The following is a 25,901-nucleotide window of genomic DNA, read 5'->3' as shown; positions in this document are numbered from 1 at the left end:
ACTAAATCCAAAATCAAACTAATATGAGCGAACTACAACAAGATTCTTACGAAAACATGAGTGAGAAGCAAAAAAACAAAACGATCTGGAGCGTTATTACAGCTTCCTCATTAGGGACTTTAATAGAATGGTATGATTTCTACATTTTTGGAAGTCTTGCCGTGGTGCTGTCCACAAAATTCTTCCCAGCAGATAATCCTACAGCTGCGTTTCTTTCGACCTTAGCAACTTTTGCGGCTGGATTTGTGGTAAGACCTTTCGGTGCATTATTCTTTGGACGATTAGGCGATATGATTGGCAGAAAATATACCTTTCTGGTGACTTTACTTATCATGGGATTTTCAACATTTCTTATCGGTTGTATCCCATCTTATGAAACCATAGGTTTTATGGCGCCTGTATTAGTTTTAATCCTGAGACTTTTACAAGGTTTAGCACTTGGTGGCGAATATGGTGGCGCAGCAACTTATGTTGCAGAATATGCACAACCGCATCGTCGTGGTTATTGGACATCGTGGATCCAGACTACTGCAACGGTTGGACTTTTCATTTCATTAATTGTTATTTTAATTACAAAAACAACGCTTTCTCATGACGACTTTGACACTTGGGGATGGCGAGTTCCGTTTTGGATTTCAATATTAATGGTTGGTGTTTCATACATCATTCGTAAAAACATGAAGGAGTCTCCACTTTTTGCTAAAGCTAAAAAAGAAGGAAAAACATCTACTAACCCACTTAAAGAATCATTCGGAAATCGTTATAATTTCAAATTTGTATTGTTAGCATTATTCGGTGCTGTTATGGGACAAGGTGTTGTGTGGTACACTGGGCAATTCTATGCCATGAGTTTCATCCAAAAAGTAATGAATGTCGACTCCGCACAAGTTGACTCATTAATGGCGATTGCATTACTACTTGGTACACCGTTATTTGTTTTGTTCGGTTGGCTATCGGATAAAGTTGGACGAAAACCTATCATGTTAATCGGGATGTTAATTGCGTTACTTTCCTACAGACCAATCTATGATAAGATGTTTAAATCCGTTAATCTTGAAGGAAAAGTAGTTGCGACAAATGGTATTAAAGAATCTCGAACTTCCAAAATCCACGACAAAATTGCTGGTGACAGTATCATAACCTATCACAAAGAAACCAATTATACCGACGGTTTTAAAGTTAAAAAAGATAGTGTCGTGCATTGGTCCGCTGTAGCAACACCTGTCCTAAAAGATAGCAAACCTGAAGTTGCGACTGTTAGCACAACAATTTCAATAAATGATGACACCAAGTGGTTACTCGTATTTTTGGTTTTTATCCAAGTTGTATTTGTAACGATGGTTTACGGTCCTGTTGCGGCATTTTTGGTTGAGATGTTCCCTATCCGAATTCGTTATACTTCGATGTCTTTACCATACCATATCGGAAACGGAATTTTCGGAGGACTTTTGCCTGCAGTTGCAACTTATCTGGTAACAACTGGTAAAGAAGCTGGACATGCGCAATGGTATCTAGAAGGACTTTGGTATCCTATTATTGTAGCGTCTGTGTGTTTAATAATTGGTCTTATCTATTTAAAAAATAAAAACAACATCAAAGATTAAGTTTGAAATCACAATTAAAACTTAAAAATTCTTAACTTTAAAACAATCATTATTATGGATGGATTAAAAAAAATATTAGGCATCGTTTGGATACTTTTAGCTTTAGTTGTCGGTTATTTCGGCATTACAGAAATGGGGATTCCAAAATTATCATCAGGCAAACAAGAAGATTTGGTATTTGGGATTATTATCCTATTTATTTTAATGCCAATTATATCTGGCGGATTAGCAGTTTTTGGATATTATGCTCTATCGGGCGACTATTCGAAAGACAAAATGTAATATTCATTTCCTTTGAAAACCACGCAAAGATTTTGGTCTTTGTGTGGTTTCTATAAAAATATGAAAAAACGACACGAACAGAAATTAGTTTTACTTAGCCTCGCTTTACTTCTCTTGTTTAGCGCACCAATCATATTGCTTTTCAATTCTCCGAACAAGCTTTTTGGGCTTCCTGTAATATACACTTACCTATTTGGTGTTTGGATTTTTTCGATAATATTTTCATTAGTTGTTATAAAAAAGTACGATGAATAGTCTTGTTCTGTTTGCAGTTGTTATCGTCTATTTGGCTTTGCTTTTTTTCGTGGCGCATCATGCCGAGCAAAAGAAAAGTAAAATATGGGTTAACAATCCCTACATCTACGCACTATCTATCGCTGTATATTGTACGGCTTGGACTTATTATGGCAGTATAGGTGTAGCCGTTAATCAGGGTTTACAATATCTAGCGATCTATATTGGACCCGTTATCATCATCCCAGCTTGGATTTTTATAAATTCTAAAATTATTCGTATTGCAAAAGTCAACAAAATAAGCAGTATTGCAGATTTCATTTCGTTAAGATATGGGAACCGACGTGGCTTGGGTGCTTTGATAACCTTGGTGTGCATCTTTGCAATTATCCCTTACATTGGACTTCAGATTAAAGCTATTTCAGAAACCTTTCATCTAATAACTAATACACCGACTTCAAAAAACATATTAACAGATAATGCAACCTATGTCGTTATCATGATTGCAATGTTTGCTGGATATTACGGAACTCGCTATGTTGATGCCTCCGAAAAGCGCCTTGGCATCATCGCTGCTGTTGCTTTAGAAAGCCTATTAAAACTTATTTTCCTAGTATTATTAGGCGTTTTTGTAACCTATTTTGTGTACAATGGTTATAGCGACATCTATGACCAAGCTTCCAAGATTGCAGATTTTAATGCTAAAAATACGTTCGACGGACTTGGTGGAAGTTTTAATTGGCTGATTATGTGTCTATTGTCAATATCAGCTTTTTTTCTCTTGCCGAGACAATTCCATACAAGTATCGTTGAAAACAGACAAGAAAAACACCTGAAAACCGCACTTTGGTTTTTACCATTATATCTTTTGGTTTTTAATCTTTTTGTATTTCCGATTGCGTGGGGCGGTCGTGTATTATTCGATGGACAAACGGTTAATCCAGAATTTTATTCTATTTTAATCCCATTACATTTTGGGAAAGAATGGATTAGTGTTTTGGTATTTTTAGGAGGATTAAGTTCGTCCATTTCGATGATTATTATCTCTGCACTTAGCTTGTCAATTATGCTTTCTAACAACCTCATTATACCTTTTGGTTGGATCGGAAAATTTAAAGAAAACCAAGCGTCAGAAAATACGCGAAGCATCACCAATATTAGAAAAATAAGTATTTTCATCCTCGTTGTTATATCTTTTATTTTCTATAGATATTTCATTTTGGATAATTCATTATTTTCGGTCGGTCTTATCTCATTTGTATTAATTGCACAATTGGCACCAGCATTTTTTGGTGCGATATTCTGGAAAAGAGGAAGTTCGAAAGCCGTAATTATTGGATTAATTGCAGGCCTCATAATTTGTTATTTTGGGTTAATCTTGCCACAATATTACTTTTCTTACAACCACGAATTCAAAGGTTTTTTAAGAGAGCTTTACGACACATTTGCAATATTCAACATTCCTTATTTTGATAGGATAAGTCAAATTTTCTTTTGGTCGCTTTTCGTTAATACTGGACTTTTCACTTTTATTTCGGTAAGTCTTAAAGGTGATTATAGAGAACGAAACTTCGCCGAACTTTATGTGGACATCGACAAGTATATCCAAAATCATGAAAATGCTTTTATATGGCGCGGAACCGCTTATGTTTCTGACATCAAAAATATTTTAGTAAGATTTTTAGGTATTCAAAAAACGGAACAAGCTTTCCGTGTTTTTAATCTTAAATATAATATTAATAACCAAGTAGAAACGGCTGATTCTCGTTTTATTAAATTTTCTGAAAACCTTCTGGCTGGTCGAATTGGGACCGCTTCTGCAAAAATCTTGATCGAAGGTGTGACCAAAGAAGATAAAATTTCGTTACCTGAAGTTCTTAACATTCTTGAGGAATCAAAAGAAAATATTATCACCAACAAAAAACTTACTGAAAAATCAAATGAGTTAAAATCGCTTTCAGAAAAATTACAAATTGCGAACGAGCATCTTATCATTAAAGACAAGCAAAAGGACGATTTTTTGGATAGTGTTGCACATGAATTGCGAACGCCGATAACTGCCATTCGTGCTGCTGGCGAAATCCTCGCAGATGATGATGATATGCCTTCCGAAATTAAAAAAGAATTTCTCAATAACATTATTACAGAGTCTGACAGACTTAGCGAAATCATCAACGATATTTTGTATCTTGATAAACTGGAACACGGCAAAACACCTTTGAATATTGGCTTTAACAACATAATCGAAACTTATCAAAAAGCAGTGAAACCTTTGTTACATTTAATAAACAGTAACGATATCCATTTGAGTTTGGTTAATCTTTTGTCTCTCGAAAACTTCCATTACGACGAAGCGAGAATGATACAGGTTTTTCAAAATATTTATGGCAACGCTCTAAAATTCACGGAAGAACAAGGGATGATACAAACTAAATTTTTAATACAAAACGACAATCTCAACATTAAGATATTTAACACTGGAAAACATATCCCAGAAGCCGATTTGGATTCGATATTTGACAAATTTTATCAATCCAATAATCAAAATATTATTAAACCAATTGGCAGCGGACTTGGGCTTGCCATTTGTAAAAATATAATGCTGGCGCATGGTGGCAACATCTATGCAGAAAATAGTGGTCTAGGCGTTACTTTTAACATCAACCTTCCCACCAATCAACAACACGAAAACATAAAAGAGGAATTATGAAAACGATTTTGATAGCCGATGACGAACACAAGATTTTGATGTCGTTAGAATATAGTTTTAGGAAAAACGGATACAATGTCTACATTGCCAGAGACGGTTCCGAAGTTTTAGAAATCTTGAATACGCTGACACCAGACTTCATTCTGCTAGATATTATGATGCCCAAATTGGATGGTTATTCTACTTTAGAAGAAATAAAAAAACTAGATAAACTGAAAAATACTAAAGTCGCTTTCGTATCCGCTAAAAACAATCCTGAAGACGTTCAAAAAGCTTATGATTTAGGAGCAGATGCTTATTTTACAAAACCATATTCGGTTAAACAAATTATCCAACAAATCGACGACTTAATCGATAATAATCACTAACTACTAAAATGAAAAAAGATGAATGCAGACAATTTGATCCAACAAAGTAAAGACAACAAAGAAGAATTCTGGAAAGAACAAGCCCAAGCAATTAGCTGGTACACTTTTCCAAAAACAATAACATCACCCGACGAAAATAATTACAACCAATGGTTTGCAGATGGCGAGCTCAACATGTGTTATTTGTCTATTGACAAGCACATTGAGGACGGTTTCGGGGACCAGATTGCCATTATCTACGACTCGCCAGTAACCAACCAAAAGAAAACTTACACCTTCTCGGAAGCCAAAGAAGAGATTTCAAAACTTGCAGGTGGACTTCAATCTCTTGGTTTAAAACAAGGTGATACCGCGATTATTTATATGCCGATGATTCCACAAACAATGTTCGCGATGTTGGCTTGTGCAAGAATTGGCGTAATACACAATGTTGTTTTTGGAGGATTTGCACCGCAAGAATTGGTTGTTAGAATTGATGATTGCAAACCAAAAGTTTTAATAACAGCAACTGCAGGCGTGGAAATCGCAAAGCGAATCCCGTATCTTCCTTTGGTTGAAAAAGCCATCGAACTTGCGCAAGATAAAGTTGACAACATCATTGTCTACAACCGAAATCTTGTCGAAAATAAAAACGAATATTTTGAAGGAACCATCGATTATCAAGATTTAATTTCAAAATCACAAGCCGCTGATTGCGTTTCGGTAAAATCCACGCATCCTTTGTATTTGCTTTATACTTCGGGCACAACAGGTAAACCCAAAGGAATTGTTCGTGATACAGGCGGATACGCGACGGCACTCAAATTTTCGATGAAATATATTTATGGTATCGACCCAGGCGAAACGTTTTGGGCAGCTTCGGATTTTGGTTGGGCAGTTGGTCACAGTTATAGCGTTTATGCTCCTTTAATTAACCGAAATGCTACAGTAATCTTTGAAGGAAAACCTGTCATGACGCCAGATGCAGGAACATTTTGGCGTGTGATTCAAGATTATAAGGTTTCGATAATGTTTACAGCACCGACTGCAATTAGAGCTATTAAAAAAGAAGACCCAAACGGCGAATTGGTAAAGAAATATGATTTATCAAGTTTAAAAAAACAGTTCCTCGCTGGCGAACGTTGCGACGTTGCGACTTTAGATTGGTTTGACCAACATATCGGCGTACCAGCCATCGACCATTGGTGGCAAACAGAATCTGGATCTCCAATGTTAGGATTGATGACAGGTTTTGACGATTATAAAATTAAAAGAGCCTCGGCAGGAAAACCAATTCCCGGTTACGATATCAGAATTTTTGATGAAAATGGTTACGAACTCGATGCTCATCACGAAGGTTATTTAGCGATAAAACTTCCGCTTCCTCCAGGTGCTTTGCTTGGCGTTTGGAAGGATTTTGACAGATTCCAAAATAGTTATTTGTCGCAGTTTGAGGGTTATTACTTCTCTGGCGATGGTGCTATTGTGGACGAAGATGGCTACGTATTTATTACTGGACGTGTAGACGACGTCATTAATGTTGCTGGACATAGATTATCAACTTCCGAGATGGAAGAAGTCGTGTCGTCACATCCCGATGTTGCCGAATGTGCGGTTGTTGGTATCGATGACGATCTTAAAGGTCAAATTCCTTTTGCTTCGGTTGTTATTAAAAATGGTTCCGAAATATCTGACGAGCAAGTTGAAAAAGAAGTTATCCAAAAAGTCCGAGAAAAAATTGGCGCTGTTGCAAGTCTTAAAAATGTGATGGTCGTTAAAAGACTTCCAAAAACCCGCTCTGGAAAAACTCTTAGAAAATTAATTCGAACTATATTAGACGGCAAAGAATTCCAGATTCCATCGACGATTGACGATGAAACAATTATCGATGAACTTATCGAAAAAATTAAAATTTATAAAAAATAAAAACTTCATTGTATATGAATAATTATCAAATAAAAAACCTTCCCGAATATTTTAAACAATATAAAAAGTCCATCAAGAATCCAAAAAAATTCTGGGACAAAATCGCTGACGAAAATTTCGTTTGGTACCAACGTTGGAGCAAAGTTGTAGAATTTGACATGGAAGAAGCCAATATTAAATGGTTTAAAAATGCAAAACTCAACATCACCAAAAATTGTCTCGATCGTCACCTAGAATCTCGTGGCGAAAAAACAGCCATCATTTGGGAACCTAACGATCCGAAGGAAGAAGCGCAACACATCACCTACCGCGACTTACACGAACGCGTTTGCAAAATGGCAAATGTGCTTGAAGAAATGGGCGTACAACGTGGTGATCGCGTCTGCATCTATCTTCCAATGATTCCAGAATTGGCGGTGGCTATGTTAGCTTGTGCTAAAATGGGCGCGGTACATTCGGTGATTTTTGCTGGATTTTCAGCTTCCGCCATCGCTTCTCGTGCAAACGATTGTGGCGCAAAAGTCATTATTTGTTCTGACGGAAGTTATCGTGGTAACAAAGCTTTAGACCTAAAATCAATTGTTGACGAGGCATTAAATTCTTGCGAAACCGTAGAAAAAGTGATGGTCGTAAAACGTACCAACGGCGCAGTCAGCATGAAAGAAGGTCGCGACTTTTGGATGGATGATTATTTATCAAAAGCATCATCTGATTACGTTACAAAAATCATGGATGCCGAAGATCCTTTATTTATTCTTTATACATCAGGTTCTACAGGGAAACCAAAAGGCATGTTGCATACTTGCGCAGGTTATATGGTTTATTCGGGTTACACCTTTAAAAATGTTTTTGATTATCAAGAAAACGATATCTATTGGTGTACGGCGGACATCGGCTGGATTACTGGACATTCCTACATTTTGTATGGTCCATTAATTAACGGTGCGACAACGGTTATTTTTGAAGGTGTACCAACTTATCCAGAACCTGATCGTTTTTGGGAAGTTATCAACAAACATAAAGTAACGCAATTTTATACGGCGCCGACTGCGATTCGTTCTTTAGCAAAAGAAAGTGTAGAATGGGTGGACAAACATGATTTATCGAGCTTAAAAGTTATCGGTTCGGTTGGAGAACCTATCAATGATGAAGCTTGGCATTGGTTTAACGATCATGTTGGACAAAAAAAATGTCCAATTGTTGACACTTGGTGGCAAACAGAAACAGGCGGAATTTTGATTTCTCCACTTCCATTTGTGACGCCGACAAAACCAACTTATGCAACGCTTCCGCTTCCTGGCGTACAACCAGTTTTAATGGACGACAAACGTAACGAAATTACAGGAAACCAAGTTACAGGAAATCTCTGCATTCGTTTCCCATGGCCCGGTATTGCAAGAAGTATCTGGGGCGATCATCAACGTTATAAAGAAACCTACTTTACGGCTTTCCCAGGAAAATATTTTACAGGTGATGGTGCATTGCGCGACGAAGTTGGCTATTACAGAATTACAGGTCGTGTGGACGATGTTATAATCGTTTCGGGACACAATCTTGGGACTGCTCCTATTGAAGATAGCATCAATCAACATCCTGCAGTTGCCGAATCTGCGATTGTTGGTTATCCGCATGACATCAAAGGAAATGCACTTTATGGTTATGTAATTTTGAAAGAATCTGGAGAAGGCAGAGACCGCGAAAATCTTAAAAAAGAAATCAATCAGTTAATCTCTGACCAAATTGGACCAATCGCAAAATTGGACAAAATACAATTTGTGTCAGCACTTCCAAAAACACGATCTGGAAAAATTATGCGTCGTATTTTAAGAAAAATTGCAGAAGGTGATTTCAGTAATTTTGGGGATACATCAACATTATTAAATCCTGAAATCGTGGAAGAAATTAAAAACGAAAAAATTTAACAGTCTTTAAGTTTGTAGTTGTTCGGTTTTTGATAATCTAAAAATATAACACCAATAAAAATTCAAATTATGGCAAGTATTATCACAGGATTATTTAATAATCATAGCAACTACAAAACTCTAGAAAGCGATTTAGAAAACGCTGGCATCGACGGTTCTCAATACATCGTATACCTCAATAACAGTAGTGACGAGCATTTTTCGGCGAGTGTACAAGTTAGAGATGATGCACATGCGGATTCGGTTTCTGAAATTTTTAATAAAAATGATGTTAATAAAACCTATCTGTTTAACAATATGACGATTCAGGAAGCTAGCAATTATGAGGATCTCAAAAAAAGAATTGAGGTTCTTGCAGCAGCACAAATTCCAAATACGCCAGATATTAACATTAAAGAAACTGACAGCGGCATCGATTCGCAAGTCAAATTTTAAAACCAATAAAAAAGTCCAAAGCGAATAACTTTGGACTTTTATTTTTATTAAACTAAAAAGAATTAACCTCTTAGTTCTGCATTATATTCTTTTTGGAAAGACTTAATCAGCGCATTCATTACTTCAGAAATATCTTTATCTTCTAACGTTTTTTCCTCGTTAAGAAGTTCAAAACTCATGGCGTAAGATTTTTTACCTTCTGGAAGATTTTTACCTTCGTAAACGTCAAACAAATTGATTTCTCTTAAGAAAGGTGATTTGTTCTTTTTCGCCAATTCGTACAATTCTGCATAAGTCACAGACTTGTCAACCAACATTGCTAAATCTCTTCTGATCTTGTTAAACTTCGGAATATCAACAAATTTAAAATTCCCTGTATTTCGTAAAGATTGACAATTTTCCAACTCGATTTCTGCGTAGAAAGCATCTTGATCCATGTCTGCATCTTTAAGCAAAGCTGGCGCCACTTTCCCTAATCTCACCAAAGTTTTGTCACCAGAAACAATTTCTAAAGCATCCCAAAAACGTGCATCTTCCAAAGCTTTTTCTGTCGTTTCGATGTTTAATTTATCAAGAAGAATTTTAACATAAGCTTTCAACATAAAGAAATCTGTAGCACTTTTTGGTTGCAACCAGTTTTCGGAAACGTTTCTTCCCGATGTTAAAATCGCCAATTGCTTTCTTTCTTCATATTTTTCGAATTTGTGATAAATTTTCCCTAATTCAAAAAACTTAATATCTGGATTCTTACGATTAATATTGTAAGCTGCATTTTGCAAAAGTCCTTCTAACAAAGATTTTCTCATTGTCGAAAGCTCATTACTTAGCGGATTAAGAAGCTTAACAGCGTTGGTTTCGTCTTTAACAGAAGTCAAAGAATTGTTCATTACTTCATTAAAACCTTGACTTTGCAAAGTTCTTGCCCAAGCGTTTTCTAAAGCATCTTGGTCATCCAAATGCAAACTCACCGTTGTGAAAGATGTTTTCTTCGGCGCTTCAATTTTGTTATAACCATAGATACGCAAGATTTCTTCGATAACGTCAATTTCTCGCGTTACATCCGCACGATACGCAGGAACAGACAATTCTAGTCCATTTGCGATTTCGTTAAGAACAGTAATTTCTAAAGATTTTAAAATCTCTTTTATTTTTTCGCGGTGAATTTTAACGCCTAAAATCTGATCAACTTTAGAGTAACGAAGCACCACATAGAAAGGTTCAATCTTCGTTGGATAAGATTCCATAATCTCGCCAACCAATTTACCACCAGCAATTTCCTCCAACATTTTAACAGCTTTTGTCAAAACTGTTTTTGTGTTATTAGGATCAACACCTCTCTCAAATCTGAAAGATGAGTCAGTATTAAGTCCATGCGCTTTAGAAGCCTTTCTCACCGCAACCGGATTGAAGTAAGCACTTTCTAAAAATATCTTAGTCGTAGAATCCGAAACACCACTTTCTTCACCACCAAAAACACCTGCAATACACATTGGTTTTTGGTTTCCGTCTTTGATCATGATTTCGGTGCCTTTCAACTTACGTTCTACACCATCCAAAGTTTTGAAAACCGTTCCTTCTGGCGACGTCCCAACAATCACTTTGTGACCAGCAATTTTATCAGCATCGAAAGCGTGCAAAGGCTGACCATAACTGTGCAAAATATAATTGGTAACATCCACAACATTGTTAATCGGCGCAAGACCAATCGCTTTCAATCGATCTTTAAGCCAGGATGGCGACTCTTCAACTTTAAGTCCTTCAACAACAGCACCAAGATAACGTGGCGTCAATTCTGTATTTTCGATATCGATTTGGAAATCATGAGAACCTGCTGAAGTCAAAGCTACAGTCGATAATTTTTCTAATTCTGACGGAAAAGCATTCGATGACAAATAAGCGTGCAAATCTCTTGCAACACCATAATGCGACATTCCATCGGTACGGTTTGGCGTTAAACCAACTTCGTAAACCTCATCATTAATTAACTCAAAATACTTTGCGAAATTCTCTCCTACTTTATATTTCGTTTCGTCTAAAACCATGATACCACCGTGATCGTCTGACAAACCAAGTTCGTCTTCTGCACAAATCATTCCTTCTGAAACTTCGCCACGGATTTTTGCTTTTTTAATTTCGAAAAAATTTCCAGTTTTATCATAGATTTTCGTCCCAACAACCGCAACTGGAACCGTTTGTCCAGCAGCAACATTTGGCGCACCACAAACAATTTCTAGGATTTTTCCGTTTCCTACATCGACCGTAGTTTTGCTTAATTTATCAGCATTAGGATGTTTTTCGCAAGTCAAAACTTTCCCTACAACGATGCCTTCGAGATTTCCTTTAACGCTTTCGTACTTTTCGATAACTTCTATCTCCAGACCAATATCCGTCAAATATGTACCGATTTTTTCCGTAGTCAAATTGGTTTTAATATAATCTTTAAGCCAATTATTTGAAATTTTCATTATTCTGAATTTGAATTTTTAGAAGGCTGATATTTTATTATTAAATTTAATAAAAACTCAAAAACGCTTCTGTAATAAAATCTTATTTTAAACAAAATTTGAGACCTGAATTTTTCAAATCTCAAATTGTTATTTTCTGTTTTTTAAACTTTATAATCCGATAACCGGCATTGATAACATCAAGATGTTTTCGTTGTCTTCGAGTCCATCAATCGGCTCGATGATACCTGGACGATTCGGTTGAGACATTTTGAAAGTGATATCGTCAGCACCCAAAACAGATAACATTTCTGTTAAAAACTTAGAACTAAATCCGATATTAATATCTTCGCCGTTATAATCACAAGGGATTTGCATATCCGCTTTGTTCGCAAATTCTGTATCCTCTGCATGTAAGTGAAGAACGTTGCCCGAAAGCTTGAATCTCACTTGGTTTGTAGATTTGTTCGACATAATCGATGCTCTACGGATAGAACTTAACAACAAGTTTCTGTTAATTGTCAACACATTTGGATTTTCTTTCGGAATAACCGCGTTGTAGTTAGGATATTTCCCGTCAATCAAACGACAAATCCAAATATTATTACCAAACGTGAACTTCGCCATATTTTCGTTAAACTCGATAACAACTTCATCAACCGAATTGTTAAGGATATTTTTGAAAATCGCCAAAGGTTTTTTCGGCATGATAAATTCCATTGGTTCTGCATTTGCAAGATCTGTTCTCTTGTAAACCACCAATCTATGAGAATCCGTTGACACAAAGTTGGTTTCGTTTTCAGCAAATTGGAACAAAACACCTGTCATCACTGGACGAAGTGAGTCGTTACTTGTCGCAAACAATGTATTGCTCAACGCATCTGCCAAAACGCCACCTGGCATAACCACTTTTTGAGAAGCGTCAAATTCCGGTAATTCTGGATAATCTTCTGCATTGTCAAGTGCAACAGAGAAGTTATCTTTCTCGTCCAAAATTTCTAAAACGCTACCGTTACCTTCTGGTGCATCCTTCACGACTAATGTCAATGGTTGTTCGCCATAAGTCTTTAGGAAATCTTGGAAGATTTTGGCAGGAACCGCCATTTTTCCAGCATCGTCGGACATCACCTCGATAGAAGTTATCAAAGTTGTTTCTCCGTCGGAAGCTGTAATTCTTAAATTATTTTGATCTAATTCAAAAAGATAATTTTCCAAAATTGGTCTGGATTGCGAACCAGAAATCACACCACTAACCGTTTGTAAGGCTTTTTGCAATTCGCCACTGGCAACAATAAATCTCATAAAAGCTAATTATTTCGATTCACAAAGATAAAAAATTATGGCAAATTGGCGGTCTGATTTGTAATTAATTACTAACAATTTTAGGATTTATCTATATTTGTGAAGAATTTTAAGATTTAACAAAAAATAAAATTTTTCTCATGAAAAAACCACCTTTACATAAGAGCTTCTATTACACTTTTAAAGGTCTCTTTTGGTTGTTAAAAAACGAGAGAAATTTCCAAATCCATTGTTTGGGACTTTTAGTTAACCTCATCTTGATTTTCTATTTCAAACTTCAGACTTGGGAAATTGTCACTGTTCTTAGCGTCACTTTTGGTGTTATGATTACGGAAGCACTTAACACTTGCATCGAAAAAATTTGTGACTTTATCGAACCTAATTTTGACAAACGAATCGGCGTTATAAAAGATGTTGCTGGCGCTGCTGTTTTAATCGCTTCTATCCTAGCAGTCGTTGTTGGCGCAATAATCTATTGGAAATACATCTTCTCCTAAAGTAGAAAAACCAATCCGAAGACTGGTTTTAATTATTAAATTTTAATAGCCGTGAAGATCGATATCTTGGGTACGGATAAGGTCAACACGTTTACCCATTTTCTTCTGAATCACCCTAAAATGCTGCAAATCGTCATGCGTCAAAATCGTGATCGCTGTTCCTTTTTCATTGGCACGTCCCGTTCTACCAATTCTGTGGACGTAATCTAGTGGAGATCGTGGCAACTCGTAATTGATAACGCAAGCCAAATCATCAATATGAATCCCTCTTCCGATAAGATCCGTCGCTACCAAAATCTGAACCTCACCTTCTTTAAAACCTTTAAGATTCCCTGTACGAGCACCTTGAGATTTTTTACCATGGATAGCCGTTGCAGGGATTTTATTCTTCTTTAGTTTTTCAACCAAATTATCGACATTTCTTGTAGAAGACGCAAAAACCAAAGCTTGCTGAATATTTTGTTCTTTAATCAAATATCTCAAAAAAGGTCCTTTTTGCTCAGGCTCCACCAAATAAGCCAATTGCGCGATATTGTCGATATTAACCTCTTCCGCTTTTACCTCAACCAAAGTCGGGTTAATTGTTAATCGTTTTTTAATCTCGTCAACTTTTTCGTTGAGCGTCGCAGAAAATAACAAAGTTTGCTTAGCAACAGGCATCATTTTGAAAAGTTTATTCATCTCTTCATCAAATCCCAACTGGAACATTTTGTCCGCTTCATCCACTACCAATTGAGAAATTTTCGAAATACTTAACGCATTATGATCGATCAAATCCAACAATCGTCCCGGCGTCGCCACAAGCACTTCTACGCCGTACATCCCTTTCATCTGAGGGTTGATAGAAACGCCGCCATACACCGCCATCGTTTTGATATCACGCTTCAAAGTTGGGGTAAAAGCTTTGAAAGCTTCTTCTATTTGAATCGCCAATTCTCGTGTCGGCACCAACACCAAAACCTGAATATTACGGTCTTTTTTAACGTCTTCATTTTGCAATTTCTCTAAAATCGGCATCACAAAACTCGCTGTTTTACCAGATCCGGTTTGCGCGATTCCCATTAGATCTTTTCCAGACAAAATTACGGGAACAGCTTGCTCCTGAATAGGAAAAGGTTTTAGAAAGCCCAATTTATTGACAGATTTTATGATATTGTGCGACAATCCTAACGATTCAAACGACATATTTTCTTATTTCTGCAAAGGTAAACTAATAATTAGGCATCACTTCGACAATTTTCATTTTTTAATGTCTCAAGTATTTTTTGTTTTTGGGCGTTCCCTTCGGTCGGGCTTTCCGCTACAATCTTTGCTTTCAGCAAAGGATTTTCGCTGCAATCCCTAACGCAATTTTCCGCGCCGTTGAGTTATTCTGGTCGTCGAGGTGCGTTTTCCCTAGATTTTAAAACATTTTCAACATCTTCAAGTTGAAAACCTTTAGCTTTTAAAAGAATTAAATAATGATACATCAAATCTGCGGCTTCATTTAAAAACAAATCATCGTTGTTGTCTTTTGCTTCTATCACCAATTCCACAGCTTCTTCACCCACTTTTTGCGCAACTTTGTTGAGTCCTTTTTTATACAATTTATTGGTATAAGATTCTTGATCATCAAAATCAATTCGGTCGTTGATAGTTTGTTCCAACTCATAAATAAATCCATGATTCGAAACTTCATTAAAACAAGTCACAGATCCTGTGTGACAAGTCGGTCCGTGGGGTTTTGCCTTTATTAATATCGTATCATTATCGCAATCAACAGCCATCGATTTTACTTCTAAAAAATTACCTGACTCCTCTCCTTTTGTCCACAATCTATTTTTGGAACGCGAAAAAAATGTCACTTTTCCAAGTTCTTGAGTTTTATTAAAAGCTTCTTCATCCATATAACCCAACATCAAAACCTTATTATTAAGGTAATTCTGAATAATCACAGGAACCAAACCATCACTAGATTTATTAAAATCAATGTTCATCGTATTGCTATGTTTTGTTGTTTTAAATAATTTTTAAGCTCAGGAATCGGAATTTCACCAAAGTGAAAAACACTTGCCGCCAATCCGCCACTCGCTTTTGTTTTGCTAAAAACTTCCGCAAAATCTTCCATTTTTCCGGCACCGCCAGAAGCGATGACGGGTATGTTAACACTTTCGGAAACTTGTTTTGTAATATCAATTCGGAAACCTGCTTTTGTCCCGTCACCGTCCATCGAAGTTAACAGAATTTCGCCAGCGCCGAGTTTTTCAACTTCCTTTACCCAATCCAAAGTTCCCCAATCGGTTTCGACTTTTCCACCATTCACAAAAACTTTTTGATTTCCGTTGACATCGCGCGTATCCACCGCAACAACCACACATTGAGAACCAAACTGTGCCGCCAAATCTGCAATCAATTGCGGATTTTTTACCGCAGAAGAATTCACCGAAACTTTGTCCGCACCAGCATTAATAACCGTCGAAGCATCTTCCACAGAATTGATCCCGCCTCCAACTGTAAACGGAATATTAATCGCAGCCGCAATTTTCTCTACCATTTCGGCGAGGGTTTTTCGTTTTTCTAAAGTTGCCGAAATATCCAAAAATACCAATTCGTCAGCGCCTTCGTCAACATACTTTTTCGCCAATTCTACAGGATCGCCAGCATCGCGCAAGCCAACAAAATTGACGCCTTTCACCGTTCTTCCATCTTTAATATCAAGACACGGAATGATTCTTTTCTTCAGCATAATTAAAACAGTTGTTTCAAATCCTTTAATAAAATTCTTCCTTCATAAATTGCTTTCCCAAGGATTGCGCCTTCACAACCGAGTTCCTTTAATTTTATTAAATCATCAATTGAAGACACGCCTCCAGAAGCAATTAGCTTGACTTCAGTATTTTCTAAAATCTCAGCATACAAATCATTCGAAGCACCTTGTAACATCCCATCTTTTGCAATGTCTGTACAAATCACATATTCAATTCCTTTTTGTTTATAGTTTTTAATAAACTCGACAACATCTAGTTCCGAAGTCTCTAACCAGCCATGCGTCGCAACTTTTCGGTCTTTTGCATCAGCTCCCAAAATGATTTTTTCATTTCCATATTTAAGAATCCATTCTTCAAATAAAGTCGGATTTTGAACCGCAATACTTCCTCCAGTTATTTGATTAGCTCCACATTCGAAAGCAATTCTAACGTCGTCATCAGATTTTATGCCGCCTCCAAAATCAACTTTAAGGTTGGTTTTAGAAGTAATTTGTTCCAAGATATTGTAATTGACAATTTGCTTGGATTTTGCACCATCCAAATCTACCAAGTGCAAATATTCAATTCCGAAATCCTCAAACTCTTTTGCAACTTCTAAAGGATTTTCGTTGTATATTTTTTTTGTGCTGTAATCGCCTTGCGAAAGTCTTACACATTTTCCGTCGATGATATCTATTGCAGGGATAATTCTCATATTTTGATTTTTATTTTACGATTTAATAATTATCAAACCTAATTCATAATTCATAATTCATAATTCATAATTCATAATTCATAATTCATAAACAATTACATTTCTAGAAAGTTCTTTAAAATTTGTTCTCCGATACCCGCTGATTTTTCAGGATGAAATTGCGTTGCATAAAAATTATCTTTGTTAAGTGCCGCCGAAAATTCTAAAATATAATCCGTCTTAGCTATCGTGAAATTGGACAATTCGCAATAGTAACCGTGGACATAATAGACATCAGAATTCGTATTAACCTTATCAAATAATTTTGCAGGAAGATTATAAATGACATTTTGAAAGTCATAAATCGTATTCCAACCCATGTGTGGGACAATATCTTTTGCAGGAAACTTTTTAACTTGAATCGGAAAAATTCCTAAACAATCCACATTCCCTTCTTCCGAAAATTCGCACATCAATTGTTGCCCAAGACAAATTCCTAGAGTCGGTTGTTTTAGGTTTTTAATAATTTTATCTAAACCTTTTTCTTTAAGATACTTCATCGCTGAACTCGCCTCACCAACACCTGGAAAAATGACTTTCTCAGCACTTTTAATTACCTCGAAATCATCGGTGATAACGGCTTCGTAACCCAAACGTGTCACCGCATTAAAAACCGATTTCGTATTCCCAGCGTTGTATTTTATTATTGCAATCATTATTTTTTAATTTGCGATTTTTGATTTACTATCTACGATTTCTTAATTCATCAATCGTAATTCTACAATCTAAAATTTATAGCATTCCTTTTGTTGATGGTAAAATCATTTTTTCTGAATCTCGTTTTACAGCCATTTTAATGGCTTTTGCAAAAGCTTTAAAAATCGCTTCTATTTTGTGGTGTTCATTGCTGCCTTCCGCTTTGATATTAAGATTGGCTTTTGCGCCATCGGTAAAGGATTTAAAAAAGTGATAAAACATTTCCGTTGGCATTTGTCCAATCATTTCACGTTTAAAATTCGCATCCCAAACCAACCAATTTCGACCTCCAAAATCAATTGCAACTTGCGCAAGACAATCATCCATTGGTAACGTAAAACCGTAACGCTCGATTCCCAGCTTGTCGCCCAAAGCCTTGGAAAAGACTTCTCCCAAAGCAATCGCCGTATCTTCAATCGTGTGATGCTCATCAACTTGCAGGTCGCCATCAACTTTTATTTTCAAATCCATTTGGCCGTGACGCGCAATTTGATCAAGCATGTGATCAAAAAAAGGAAACCCAGTTGAGATTTCAGACTTGCCAGTTCCATCGAGGTTTAACTCAATTTTTATTTTTGTTTCGTTGGTATTTCTTTCGATGGAAGCCGAACGATTTTTAAGTTTCAAAAATTCATAAATCGTTTGCCAAGAGGTTGTTTTTAACACAATAACTTCGTCAAGATTTTCATTTTGCTCGATTTCGTTTGCGCCTAAAGTTTCGTCATTTGCAATAAAAAATGCTTTTGAACCAAGATTCTGCGCCAATTTAACATCAGTAATTCGATCGCCAATCACAAAAGAATTCGTTAAATCATAATTTGGATTATTAATATAATTTGTCAACAAACCTGTTTCTGGTTTTCGCGTTGGTGCATTTTCATGAGCAAAAGTTTTATCAATATATATGGCATCGAATTTCACAGATTCATTTTCAAAAGCTTTAATAACGAAATTCTGGATCGGCCAAAATTTTTCCTCTGGATGCGCTTCGGTTCCCAATCCATCTTGGTTAGTTACCATCACCAATTCGAAATCCAATTCTTTCGCTATTTTCCCCAAATAAGTAAAAACTTCAGGATAAAATTCTAACTTTTCGAAACTGTCAACTTGGTAATCTTCGGGTTCCAAAATCAAGGTTCCGTCTCGATCTATGAACAATATTTTTTTCATTTTTTTATGTATGATTTACAATTTTTAATTTACGAATGATAGAAATCGTCAATCGTACTTCTAAAATCTTAACTTAAAATTTTTATCAATTTTTGATTTTCTTCGGCACTTCCAACATTGATTCTTAACGCATTTGGAATCGCAGGAAAACGTTTGCTACACAATATTTTTGCTTGAATTAAATCTTCGTAAAAAGCTTCACAATTGTCAACTTCCACCAAGAAAAAATTAGCTTCAGAATTATAAACTTTTTTAATACTTGAAGAATTTTCAAAAGCTTGTTTTAAAATATTTTTCTGAATCAAAACTTCTTGTAAACGCTTTTCGTATTCATCGACTTTTTCCAATTCTTGAAGCGCAGTTCTCATATTGACTTCACTAATATTGTAAGGCGCTTTTGTTTTGTTAATTAAAGAAATAATAAACTCCGAAGACAATGCCATTCCAATACGCAAACCCGCTAAAGCACGAGCTTTTGAAAGGGTTTGTAAAACAATTAGGTTTTCAAATTCATTTAATTTTTCTACAATCGATTTTTGATTTGAAAACTCAATATAAGCTTCATCAACCACGACAATTCCATTAAAGTTTTTAATATAAAATTCTAAATCGTCAATTGAATTTCCTGTTGGATTGTTGGGCGAACACAAGAACAAAACTTTCGCTTTTGAATCTTTCGTTTTATTTAAAAATTCATCTTTTTGCAATTGAAAATTAGAATCTAAATCAAGTGTGACAATCTTGTTTTCATTAATTGTTGCATAGAAACTATACATCGCAAAAGACGGATTCATCACAACAATTGCATCTTTTTTAGGCTCACAAAAAATTTTAATAATAAGGTCAATCAGCTCATCACTTCCATTTCCTAGAGCAATTTGTGAACTTGGTACATTTTTGATTTCGGAAAGTTTTTGCTTTAATTTTTTCTGAGTCGAATCTGGATAACGATTAAAAGTCCCAAACGGATTTTCGTTAGCATCCAAAAGCGTGTAATCGCCGTCTGACAAAGTATCTCTAAAACTAATATAAGGTTGAAGCGCAAGAATATTTGGTCGAACAAATTTTTGCATCGGATTTTCCATTTTTTAAGATTTAATTGTTTTGATTAATTTGATTTAATCGAAGTGTCACAGCATTTTTATGCGCAAAAAGTCCTTCTGCTTCTGCCATGATTTCGATGGTTTTTCCAAGCTTTTGGATACCTTGTTTTGTAATATTTTGAAAAGTAATTTTCTTTAAAAAAGAATCCAAAGAAACCCCAGAATAACTTCTCGAAAACGAATTAGTCGGCAAAGTATGATTGGTTCCCGACGCGTAATCGCCAGCACTTTCGCAAGAATAATTTCCTAAAAAAACCGAACCAGCATTGGCAATTTTAGAAGTCCAGTCCTCTGAATTTTCAATCGCTAAAATCAAATGCTCTGGCGCATAAAGATTGGAGATTTCAAAAGCTTCGGATAAATTTTCGACCAAAATAAATTGACTATTTTCAATGGCTTTTTCTGCTAAATCTTTGCGAGGTAAATTCTGCAATTGCGATTTTAACTCGTTTAAAGTTTCTTCAAAAAACTTTTGGTTGTCAGAAATAAAAACAACTTGGCTATCCGCTCCGTGTTCTGCTTGCGATAACAAATCCGCTGCACAAAATGCTGGAATCGCCTGCTCATCGGCGATTACCAAAACTTCGCTCGGACCAGCAGGCATATCGATCGCAACACCAAATTCGGTTGCCATCTCTTTCGCAGTGGTTACAAATTGATTTCCTGGACCAAAAATTTTATAAACTTGAGAAATTGTTTCCGTCCCGAAAGTCATTGCAGCAATCGCTTGCGAACCACCAACTTTAAAAATTTCCGTTACACCACAAAGTTCTGCCACGTACAAAATCGTAGGATTAATTTCACCTTTCTCATTTGGCGGCGAGCACAAAATAATCTCTTTGCAACCAGCCAATTTCGCAGGAATCGCCAACATAAGAACCGTCGAAAACAAAGGTGCCGTCCCGCTAGGAATATAAATTCCGACTTTCTCGATACCACGAGATTCTCGCCAACAAGTCACACCAGAAGTTGTTTCGATTTTATTAATGGGTTCTTTTTGTGACGCATGAAAAATTTCGATATTGGATTTCGCTTGTTGAATCGCTTTTTTCAAATCATTGGAAATTAAACTTTTCACTGTTTCAATTTCATTTCTTGAAACTCTAAAATCTGCAATTTCGGCGCTATCAAATTTTTTAGAATAAAATCTCAGAGCTTCATCTCCATTTTTAGAAACATTGTCAAAAACTTCAGCAATTAAGGATTTTAAGTTTTGTTTTTCCAGCGTTGGTCTTTGCACAAGATTTTTCCAATCGCTTTTTTGTGGGTATTTAGTAATTATCATAATAAAAAATTTAAATCACCATTTTATCAATTGGAATAATCAAAATATCCTGCGCACCAGCCTGTTTTAGCTCGTCAATAACTTCCCAAAAACGATTGTCGTCAATAACAGAATGTATGCTGCTCCAACCTTCTTCCGCTAAAGGAATAACAGTCGGACTTTTAAGAACGGGCAAGATTTTAGAAATCGATTCAATCTTAGAGTTCGGGACATTTAGCAAAATATATTTTGAATTTTTAGCTTTCAGAACCGCTTGAATTCGGAATAACAATTTCCCTAAAATCGCCTCTTTATCTTCTGAAAGATTTTGATTTTTTGCTAAAACAGCTTCAGATTTTAGAATCACTTTTGTCTCGCGAAGTCCATTTTTAAACAAAGTTGAGCCCGAACTAACAATATCACAAATGCCGTCCGCAAGACCAATATTTGGAGCAATTTCCACCGAACCAGAAATAACGTGAATGTCGGCTTTAATGTTATTCTCGTTCAGAAAGCGACGAAGCGTATTCGGGTAAGATGTAGCAATTTTCTTTGAATTAAAATAAGACAAATCATCTGTATCAATATCTTTGGGAACTGCCATCGATACACGACATTTCGAAAATCCTAGATATTCGACAACATCAATTTTCTTAGAAGTTTCAATCAAAAGATTTTCGCCAACAATCGCGACATCTACGACGCCATCTTCGAGATATTGCGGAATATCGGAGTTGCGCAGATAGAAAATCTCAAGCGGAAAATTGTCTACAGAAACCTTCAGTTGGTCTTTTCCGTCATTGTAAGAAATGCCGCAGTCGCGCAAAAGCTTGATGGAATCTTCGTAAAGTCGTCCGCTTTTTTGAATGGCAATTTTTAGTTTACTCATTTTATTTTTGAATTAAAGCCTGAGTAAATCGCGGATTCTGCCGATTAAAAATAAAAAATCCCGTTCGATTTACTCAAACGGGATTTTGATATTTTTTGTCAACTACATATCATTATCAGCTCGCCTGAGTGCAAGTATGATGATAATAATGATGTAATTGATTGTTATACATTTCTGTTATTTTGATGAAGCAAATTTAGAAATAATTTTTAACCGACAAAATATTTTTCTAAAAATTTTCAGTTTAAAAGATAATATTTCTGAAATTTAAAATTTACTAATGAAATTTATTGTTTGATAAATTTAGTTGTAGCTTCTGTATTTTTAGTTTTAATCTTAATTAAATACAAACCAGATTTCCATGTTTTGACATCGATCGGCGCAAAAGAATTTGATTGATAAATTAAAGTTCCGCTTCCATCGAAAATCGAAATTTGCTCTACATCTTTTATGCCTTTAAAATTGATAAAATCAGAACTTGGATTTGGATAAATTTGAATCACATTTTTATCAATTTCCGAAGTTGCCAGATTGTCAAGATTTTGGATTTTTACATTATCCACTTTGAAACCCGATTTATAGTTATCGAACTCAAAATCAAACTCTTTAATCGAATTAATTTGAGAATTAAAAGTCGATGTTGTAATCTTAACATTGTCAATATAATACTCAATCTTTTTGGTAGTAAAATCGATATTTACTTTTAGGTTATACCATTTTTTAGCTTGCCAAGTTTTAGTAACAATTGTCGTGTCGTCACCAACTTCCAAAGTCGCATCATAACTATAATAAAATCCTCCAAGACGCTCGTATTCATCAACATCCATACTGTATAGCGACAACATATCGTAATCAGCAGAATTGAGATTATCCAGATAAATATCTGCCGAAATTGACATTCTACTATAAGCCGGCGCATCGTGGAAAATGCCACCCCAATTCTCTTCTTGAGCCTCATCCGCGATAACAGAAACCGAGTTTACGCCGTCCGTTGCAATCGTATTAACAACTTGCGAATGTGTCTCATCAACATAACCCCAATTGCTCCAACCTTTTTGTCCATGGAAGTTTCCTAGGTTAAAGCCTTCCGAAGTTTCAAAAGAAATTTTGGTTTCTTGTGCCGAAAGTGTATTGCTAAACAACAATATCGAAAGTGTAGAAATAAGTAATTTTTTATTCATATTAATAGTTAAAGGGCTGCAAAAATAAATAAAGTTTTCAAACAGACTCAAAAATTTTAATATTCTTACATAAGTCATATTTCTAATTATTAATAATAAATTAAAATGCTTAATTTTGTGCTTTCTTAAAAAATTATGGAAAGTATAAAAGTTCACGACAAATCCTTTGTCCCTTATCTAAAGCACGAAGAAATCCTTACAATCGTCGATAGAATGGCGAAAGAAGTCTATGAAGAATACAAAGATGAACGTCCAGTTTTCATCGGGGTTTTAAGCGGTGTTATTCAGTTTTTCTCTGATTTTATCAAAGCTTATCCTGGCGAGTGCGAACTTGGTTTTATCAAAATGAGTTCTTATGTTGGGACAGAATCTTCGGGGATTGTCTTCAAAGAAATGGAACTAACAAAAGACATCAAAGACCGCCACATCATCTTGATGGAAGATATTGTGGATACAGGTAACACGATCGAAAATCTTTTCACATATTTTAAAGAAACGCAACGTCCGAAGTCTATCAAAGTAGCATCATTGTTACTAAAACCGGATGTTTACAAAAAAGAATTCAAGATCGATTATGTTGGGAAAGAAATCCCAAACAAATTTGTTTTAGGCTACGGATTGGATTATGATGAGTTGGGAAGAAACCTAAAGGATCTTTATCAACTAGAAGACGGAAGTATCAACCATTAAATTTCTATACGGTCTCGCATCGTATTCCAAATAAATCTAAATAAGAAATGATTAACTTAGTATTATTCGGCCCTCCGGGAAGCGGAAAAGGAACGCAAGCGCAACATTTGATTGAAAAATTTAATCTAAAACAAGTTTCGACTGGCGACCTTTTCAGATTCAATATCAAAAATGAAACAGAACTAGGAAAACTTGCAAAGTCTTATATCGACAAAGGCGAGTTAGTACCAGACCAAGTGACCATTGATATGTTGGTGGACGAACTAAGAAAACCGTCTGACGCTGCTGGCTACATTTTTGATGGTTTCCCAAGAACAGCAAAACAAACGGAAGCTTTAGAACAAATTGTAAAAGAAGAACTAAATGCTGACATCACGATTTGTCTTGCCCTAGTTGTAGAAGACGAAACGCTTGTGCAACGTCTTTTGAAAAGAGGCGAAACAAGTGGAAGAACTGACGATAGCAACGAAGAAATTATCCGTAACCGCATCAAAGAATATTATGCGAAAACGGCAGAAGTTGCAGAACTATACAAACAACAAGGCAAATATGTAGAGGTTAATGGTATTGGAGAAATATCAGAAATCGCAGAAAAACTTTTTGCTGAAGTTGAAAAAATTACAAAGTAATTTTTGAGTTATGAGTTATAAATTATGAGTTAGGTTTGTACTTATTTCTAAATTTATAACTCATAATTTATCATATATAATTAAAAAAGAAAACAAATGTCCAATTTTGTAGATTACGTTAAAATTCATTGTACATCAGGTCACGGCGGTGCTGGATCAGCGCATCTTCGTCGCGAAAAATACATCCCGAAAGGTGGTCCTGACGGTGGCGATGGTGGTCGTGGTGGCGATATCATCATGAGAGGTAACGGTCACGAATGGACGCTTCTTCCGCTTCGTTACACACGTCACGTGAAAGCTGGTCGTGGCGAAAACGGTGCTAAAAATCAGTTAACTGGTGCAGCCGGCGAAGATATCTACATCAACGTCCCAATCGGTACGATTGCAAAAAATGAAGACGGTGAAATACTTGGCGAAATCCTAGAAGATGGCCAAGAAATCATCATCATGAAAGGTGGTAAAGGTGGACTTGGTAACGAACATTTCAAATCATCTACCAACCAAACGCCGAGATACGCACAACCTGGACTTCCAGGTGAAGAAGGTTTTGTTGTTTTCGAATTAAAAATCCTTGCGGATGTTGGTCTTGTTGGTTTTCCAAATGCTGGTAAATCGACACTTCTAGCTTCAGTTTCTGCTGCTAAACCAAAAATTGCGAACTACGCTTTTACAACGCTTACACCTAACTTAGGAATTGTTGATTACAGAAATTACAAATCTTTTGTAATGGCAGATATTCCGGGTATTATCGAAGGTGCGGCGGAAGGAAAAGGTCTTGGTCACCGCTTCCTACGTCATATCGAGCGTAACTCTATCCTACTCTTTTTAATTCCTGCAGATTCTGAAAATCATTATAAGGAATTTGAGATTTTAGAAAACGAATTGAAAGAATATAATCCTGAACTTTTAGAAAAAGATTATATCATTTCGGTTTCTAAAGCGGATTTGTTGGATGACGAATTAAAAGCTGAAATCTCAGCAGAATTCCCAGAAGGCAAAAAACCAATTTTCTTCTCTGGTGTTACTGGTGAAGGATTGATGGAGCTGAAAGACGCTATCTGGAAAAAACTACACGGATAACAATCACATCACAATA

23 protein-coding genes are annotated in these 25,901 nt (G+C 35.9%); 11 read left to right on the top strand and 12 right to left on the bottom strand.

Annotated features, from left to right (window positions below; genetic code table 11):
- The first annotated feature begins 23 nt into the window (after positions 1–23).
- The 7 genes from B5X62_RS04830 to B5X62_RS04795 all read left to right on the top strand — a co-directional run bounded on the left by B5X62_RS04830 (position 24) and on the right by B5X62_RS04795 (position 9,460).
- Positions 24–1,604 (top strand): MFS transporter, encoded by a 1,581-nt coding sequence (locus tag B5X62_RS04830; RefSeq protein ID WP_079666266.1) that lies wholly within the window; start codon positions 24–26, stop codon positions 1,602–1,604.
- A gap of 54 nt (positions 1,605–1,658) precedes the next feature.
- Positions 1,659–1,886: a DUF6814 family protein gene (locus tag B5X62_RS04825; protein WP_079666265.1), complete on the top strand. Its 228-nt coding sequence runs from the start codon at positions 1,659–1,661 to the stop codon at positions 1,884–1,886.
- Between the two features lie 247 nt (positions 1,887–2,133).
- Positions 2,134–4,830: an ATP-binding protein gene (locus B5X62_RS04815; RefSeq protein ID WP_079666263.1), complete on the top strand. Its 2,697-nt coding sequence runs from the start codon at positions 2,134–2,136 to the stop codon at positions 4,828–4,830.
- A complete protein-coding gene (locus B5X62_RS04810; RefSeq protein WP_079666262.1) occupies positions 4,827–5,198 on the top strand; it encodes a response regulator transcription factor in 372 nt (123 codons plus the stop codon). The genes B5X62_RS04815 and B5X62_RS04810 overlap by 4 nt, the downstream gene beginning before the upstream one ends.
- Before the next feature lie 18 nt (positions 5,199–5,216).
- A complete protein-coding gene (locus tag B5X62_RS04805) occupies positions 5,217–7,103 on the top strand; it encodes an AMP-binding protein (protein WP_079666261.1) in 1,887 nt (628 codons plus the stop codon).
- A gap of 14 nt (positions 7,104–7,117) precedes the next feature.
- Positions 7,118–9,025, top strand: coding sequence for an acetate--CoA ligase (acs, locus tag B5X62_RS04800; RefSeq protein ID WP_079666260.1), 1,908 nt, complete (start codon positions 7,118–7,120; stop codon positions 9,023–9,025).
- A gap of 69 nt (positions 9,026–9,094) precedes the next feature.
- The gene (locus B5X62_RS04795) at positions 9,095–9,460 is read left to right on the top strand and encodes a hypothetical protein (RefSeq protein ID WP_079666259.1); all 366 of its coding nucleotides are present in this window, start codon (positions 9,095–9,097) and stop codon (positions 9,458–9,460) included.
- Positions 9,461–9,522: 62 nt separating this feature from the next.
- Here B5X62_RS04795 and pheT read toward each other — a convergent pair whose 3' ends face one another.
- Complete coding sequence (gene pheT, locus B5X62_RS04790; RefSeq protein ID WP_079666258.1) at positions 9,523–11,925, bottom strand: phenylalanine--tRNA ligase subunit beta; 2,403 nt, start codon at positions 11,923–11,925, stop codon at positions 9,523–9,525.
- A gap of 150 nt (positions 11,926–12,075) precedes the next feature.
- The gene (dnaN, locus tag B5X62_RS04785; RefSeq protein WP_079666257.1) at positions 12,076–13,206 is read right to left on the bottom strand and encodes a DNA polymerase III subunit beta; all 1,131 of its coding nucleotides are present in this window, start codon (positions 13,204–13,206) and stop codon (positions 12,076–12,078) included.
- A gap of 140 nt (positions 13,207–13,346) precedes the next feature.
- Between dnaN and B5X62_RS04780 the strand changes: the two genes are divergently transcribed.
- Entirely contained in the window at positions 13,347–13,703 is a 357-nt protein-coding gene (locus tag B5X62_RS04780) for a diacylglycerol kinase family protein (protein WP_079666256.1), read from the top strand.
- Positions 13,704–13,745: 42 nt separating this feature from the next.
- Here the strand turns inward: B5X62_RS04780 and B5X62_RS04775 are convergent, their stop codons facing one another.
- The 10 genes from B5X62_RS04775 to B5X62_RS04730 form a co-directional block, all read right to left on the bottom strand.
- The gene (locus tag B5X62_RS04775) at positions 13,746–14,888 is read right to left on the bottom strand and encodes a DEAD/DEAH box helicase (RefSeq protein ID WP_079666255.1); all 1,143 of its coding nucleotides are present in this window, start codon (positions 14,886–14,888) and stop codon (positions 13,746–13,748) included.
- 182 nt (positions 14,889–15,070) lie between these two features.
- Complete coding sequence (hisIE, locus tag B5X62_RS04770) at positions 15,071–15,679, bottom strand: bifunctional phosphoribosyl-AMP cyclohydrolase/phosphoribosyl-ATP diphosphatase HisIE (RefSeq protein ID WP_079666254.1); 609 nt, start codon at positions 15,677–15,679, stop codon at positions 15,071–15,073.
- Complete coding sequence (gene hisF / locus B5X62_RS04765; protein ID WP_079666253.1) at positions 15,676–16,428, bottom strand: imidazole glycerol phosphate synthase subunit HisF; 753 nt, start codon at positions 16,426–16,428, stop codon at positions 15,676–15,678. Before hisF ends, hisIE begins: the two co-directional genes overlap by 4 nt.
- Positions 16,429–16,430: 2 nt before the next feature.
- Entirely contained in the window at positions 16,431–17,144 is a 714-nt protein-coding gene (gene hisA, locus B5X62_RS04760) for a 1-(5-phosphoribosyl)-5-[(5-phosphoribosylamino)methylideneamino]imidazole-4-carboxamide isomerase (protein WP_079666252.1), read from the bottom strand.
- 95 nt (positions 17,145–17,239) lie between these two features.
- Positions 17,240–17,839, bottom strand: coding sequence for an imidazole glycerol phosphate synthase subunit HisH (gene hisH / locus B5X62_RS04755; protein WP_079666251.1), 600 nt, complete (start codon positions 17,837–17,839; stop codon positions 17,240–17,242).
- A gap of 76 nt (positions 17,840–17,915) precedes the next feature.
- Complete coding sequence (gene hisB, locus B5X62_RS04750) at positions 17,916–19,049, bottom strand: bifunctional histidinol-phosphatase/imidazoleglycerol-phosphate dehydratase HisB (RefSeq protein WP_079666250.1); 1,134 nt, start codon at positions 19,047–19,049, stop codon at positions 17,916–17,918.
- A 68-nt stretch (positions 19,050–19,117) separates the two neighbouring features.
- Positions 19,118–20,134, bottom strand: coding sequence for a histidinol-phosphate transaminase (gene hisC, locus B5X62_RS04745; RefSeq protein ID WP_079666249.1), 1,017 nt, complete (start codon positions 20,132–20,134; stop codon positions 19,118–19,120).
- A 10-nt stretch (positions 20,135–20,144) separates the two neighbouring features.
- Positions 20,145–21,437, bottom strand: coding sequence for a histidinol dehydrogenase (gene hisD / locus B5X62_RS04740; protein ID WP_079666248.1), 1,293 nt, complete (start codon positions 21,435–21,437; stop codon positions 20,145–20,147).
- 10 nt (positions 21,438–21,447) lie between these two features.
- Positions 21,448–22,305, bottom strand: coding sequence for an ATP phosphoribosyltransferase (gene hisG / locus B5X62_RS04735; RefSeq protein ID WP_079666247.1), 858 nt, complete (start codon positions 22,303–22,305; stop codon positions 21,448–21,450).
- Between the two features lie 287 nt (positions 22,306–22,592).
- Entirely contained in the window at positions 22,593–23,486 is an 894-nt protein-coding gene (locus B5X62_RS04730) for a T9SS type A sorting domain-containing protein (RefSeq protein WP_159447627.1), read from the bottom strand.
- A gap of 135 nt (positions 23,487–23,621) precedes the next feature.
- On the opposite strand from B5X62_RS04730, the gene B5X62_RS04725 reads away from it, so the two are divergent.
- The 3 genes from B5X62_RS04725 to obgE all read left to right on the top strand — a co-directional run bounded on the left by B5X62_RS04725 (position 23,622) and on the right by obgE (position 25,885).
- Positions 23,622–24,176, top strand: a complete 555-nt coding sequence (locus B5X62_RS04725) for a phosphoribosyltransferase (RefSeq protein WP_079666245.1) — start codon at positions 23,622–23,624, stop codon at positions 24,174–24,176.
- Between the two features lie 47 nt (positions 24,177–24,223).
- Positions 24,224–24,805, top strand: a complete 582-nt coding sequence (locus tag B5X62_RS04720) for an adenylate kinase (RefSeq protein ID WP_079666244.1) — start codon at positions 24,224–24,226, stop codon at positions 24,803–24,805.
- Positions 24,806–24,901: 96 nt separating this feature from the next.
- Complete coding sequence (obgE, locus tag B5X62_RS04715) at positions 24,902–25,885, top strand: GTPase ObgE (RefSeq protein ID WP_079666243.1); 984 nt, start codon at positions 24,902–24,904, stop codon at positions 25,883–25,885.
- The last annotated feature ends 16 nt before the right edge of the window (positions 25,886–25,901 follow it).

The sequence above is a fragment of the Soonwooa buanensis genome (assembly GCF_900167905.1).
Taxonomy (GTDB): Bacteria; Bacteroidota; Bacteroidia; order Flavobacteriales; family Weeksellaceae; genus Soonwooa; species Soonwooa buanensis.
This window is presented reverse-complemented; position numbering and strand designations above follow the sequence as displayed.

Excerpts from the sequence above, each read along its gene's own strand:
- B5X62_RS04830 (WP_079666266.1), top strand. The coding sequence starts at position 24 with ATGAGCGAACTACAACAAGATTCTTACGAAAACATGAGTGAGAAGCAA.
- B5X62_RS04825 (WP_079666265.1), top strand. The coding sequence starts at position 1,659 with ATGGATGGATTAAAAAAAATATTAGGCATCGTTTGGATACTTTTAGCT.
- B5X62_RS04815 (WP_079666263.1), top strand. The coding sequence starts at position 2,134 with ATGAATAGTCTTGTTCTGTTTGCAGTTGTTATCGTCTATTTGGCTTTG.
- B5X62_RS04810 (WP_079666262.1), top strand. The coding sequence starts at position 4,827 with ATGAAAACGATTTTGATAGCCGATGACGAACACAAGATTTTGATGTCG.
- B5X62_RS04805 (WP_079666261.1), top strand. The coding sequence starts at position 5,217 with ATGAATGCAGACAATTTGATCCAACAAAGTAAAGACAACAAAGAAGAA.
- acs (WP_079666260.1), top strand. The coding sequence starts at position 7,118 with ATGAATAATTATCAAATAAAAAACCTTCCCGAATATTTTAAACAATAT.
- B5X62_RS04795 (WP_079666259.1), top strand. The coding sequence starts at position 9,095 with ATGGCAAGTATTATCACAGGATTATTTAATAATCATAGCAACTACAAA.
- pheT (WP_079666258.1), bottom strand. The coding sequence starts at position 11,925 with ATGAAAATTTCAAATAATTGGCTTAAAGATTATATTAAAACCAATTTG.
- dnaN (WP_079666257.1), bottom strand. The coding sequence starts at position 13,206 with ATGAGATTTATTGTTGCCAGTGGCGAATTGCAAAAAGCCTTACAAACG.
- B5X62_RS04780 (WP_079666256.1), top strand. The coding sequence starts at position 13,347 with ATGAAAAAACCACCTTTACATAAGAGCTTCTATTACACTTTTAAAGGT.
- B5X62_RS04775 (WP_079666255.1), bottom strand. The coding sequence starts at position 14,888 with ATGTCGTTTGAATCGTTAGGATTGTCGCACAATATCATAAAATCTGTC.
- hisIE (WP_079666254.1), bottom strand. The coding sequence starts at position 15,679 with ATGAACATTGATTTTAATAAATCTAGTGATGGTTTGGTTCCTGTGATT.
- hisF (WP_079666253.1), bottom strand. The coding sequence starts at position 16,428 with ATGCTGAAGAAAAGAATCATTCCGTGTCTTGATATTAAAGATGGAAGA.
- hisA (WP_079666252.1), bottom strand. The coding sequence starts at position 17,144 with ATGAGAATTATCCCTGCAATAGATATCATCGACGGAAAATGTGTAAGA.
- hisH (WP_079666251.1), bottom strand. The coding sequence starts at position 17,839 with ATGATTGCAATAATAAAATACAACGCTGGGAATACGAAATCGGTTTTT.
- hisB (WP_079666250.1), bottom strand. The coding sequence starts at position 19,049 with ATGAAAAAAATATTGTTCATAGATCGAGACGGAACCTTGATTTTGGAA.
- hisC (WP_079666249.1), bottom strand. The coding sequence starts at position 20,134 with ATGGAAAATCCGATGCAAAAATTTGTTCGACCAAATATTCTTGCGCTT.
- hisD (WP_079666248.1), bottom strand. The coding sequence starts at position 21,437 with ATGATAATTACTAAATACCCACAAAAAAGCGATTGGAAAAATCTTGTG.
- hisG (WP_079666247.1), bottom strand. The coding sequence starts at position 22,305 with ATGAGTAAACTAAAAATTGCCATTCAAAAAAGCGGACGACTTTACGAA.
- B5X62_RS04730 (WP_159447627.1), bottom strand. The coding sequence starts at position 23,486 with ATGAATAAAAAATTACTTATTTCTACACTTTCGATATTGTTGTTTAGC.
- B5X62_RS04725 (WP_079666245.1), top strand. The coding sequence starts at position 23,622 with ATGGAAAGTATAAAAGTTCACGACAAATCCTTTGTCCCTTATCTAAAG.
- B5X62_RS04720 (WP_079666244.1), top strand. The coding sequence starts at position 24,224 with ATGATTAACTTAGTATTATTCGGCCCTCCGGGAAGCGGAAAAGGAACG.
- obgE (WP_079666243.1), top strand. The coding sequence starts at position 24,902 with ATGTCCAATTTTGTAGATTACGTTAAAATTCATTGTACATCAGGTCAC.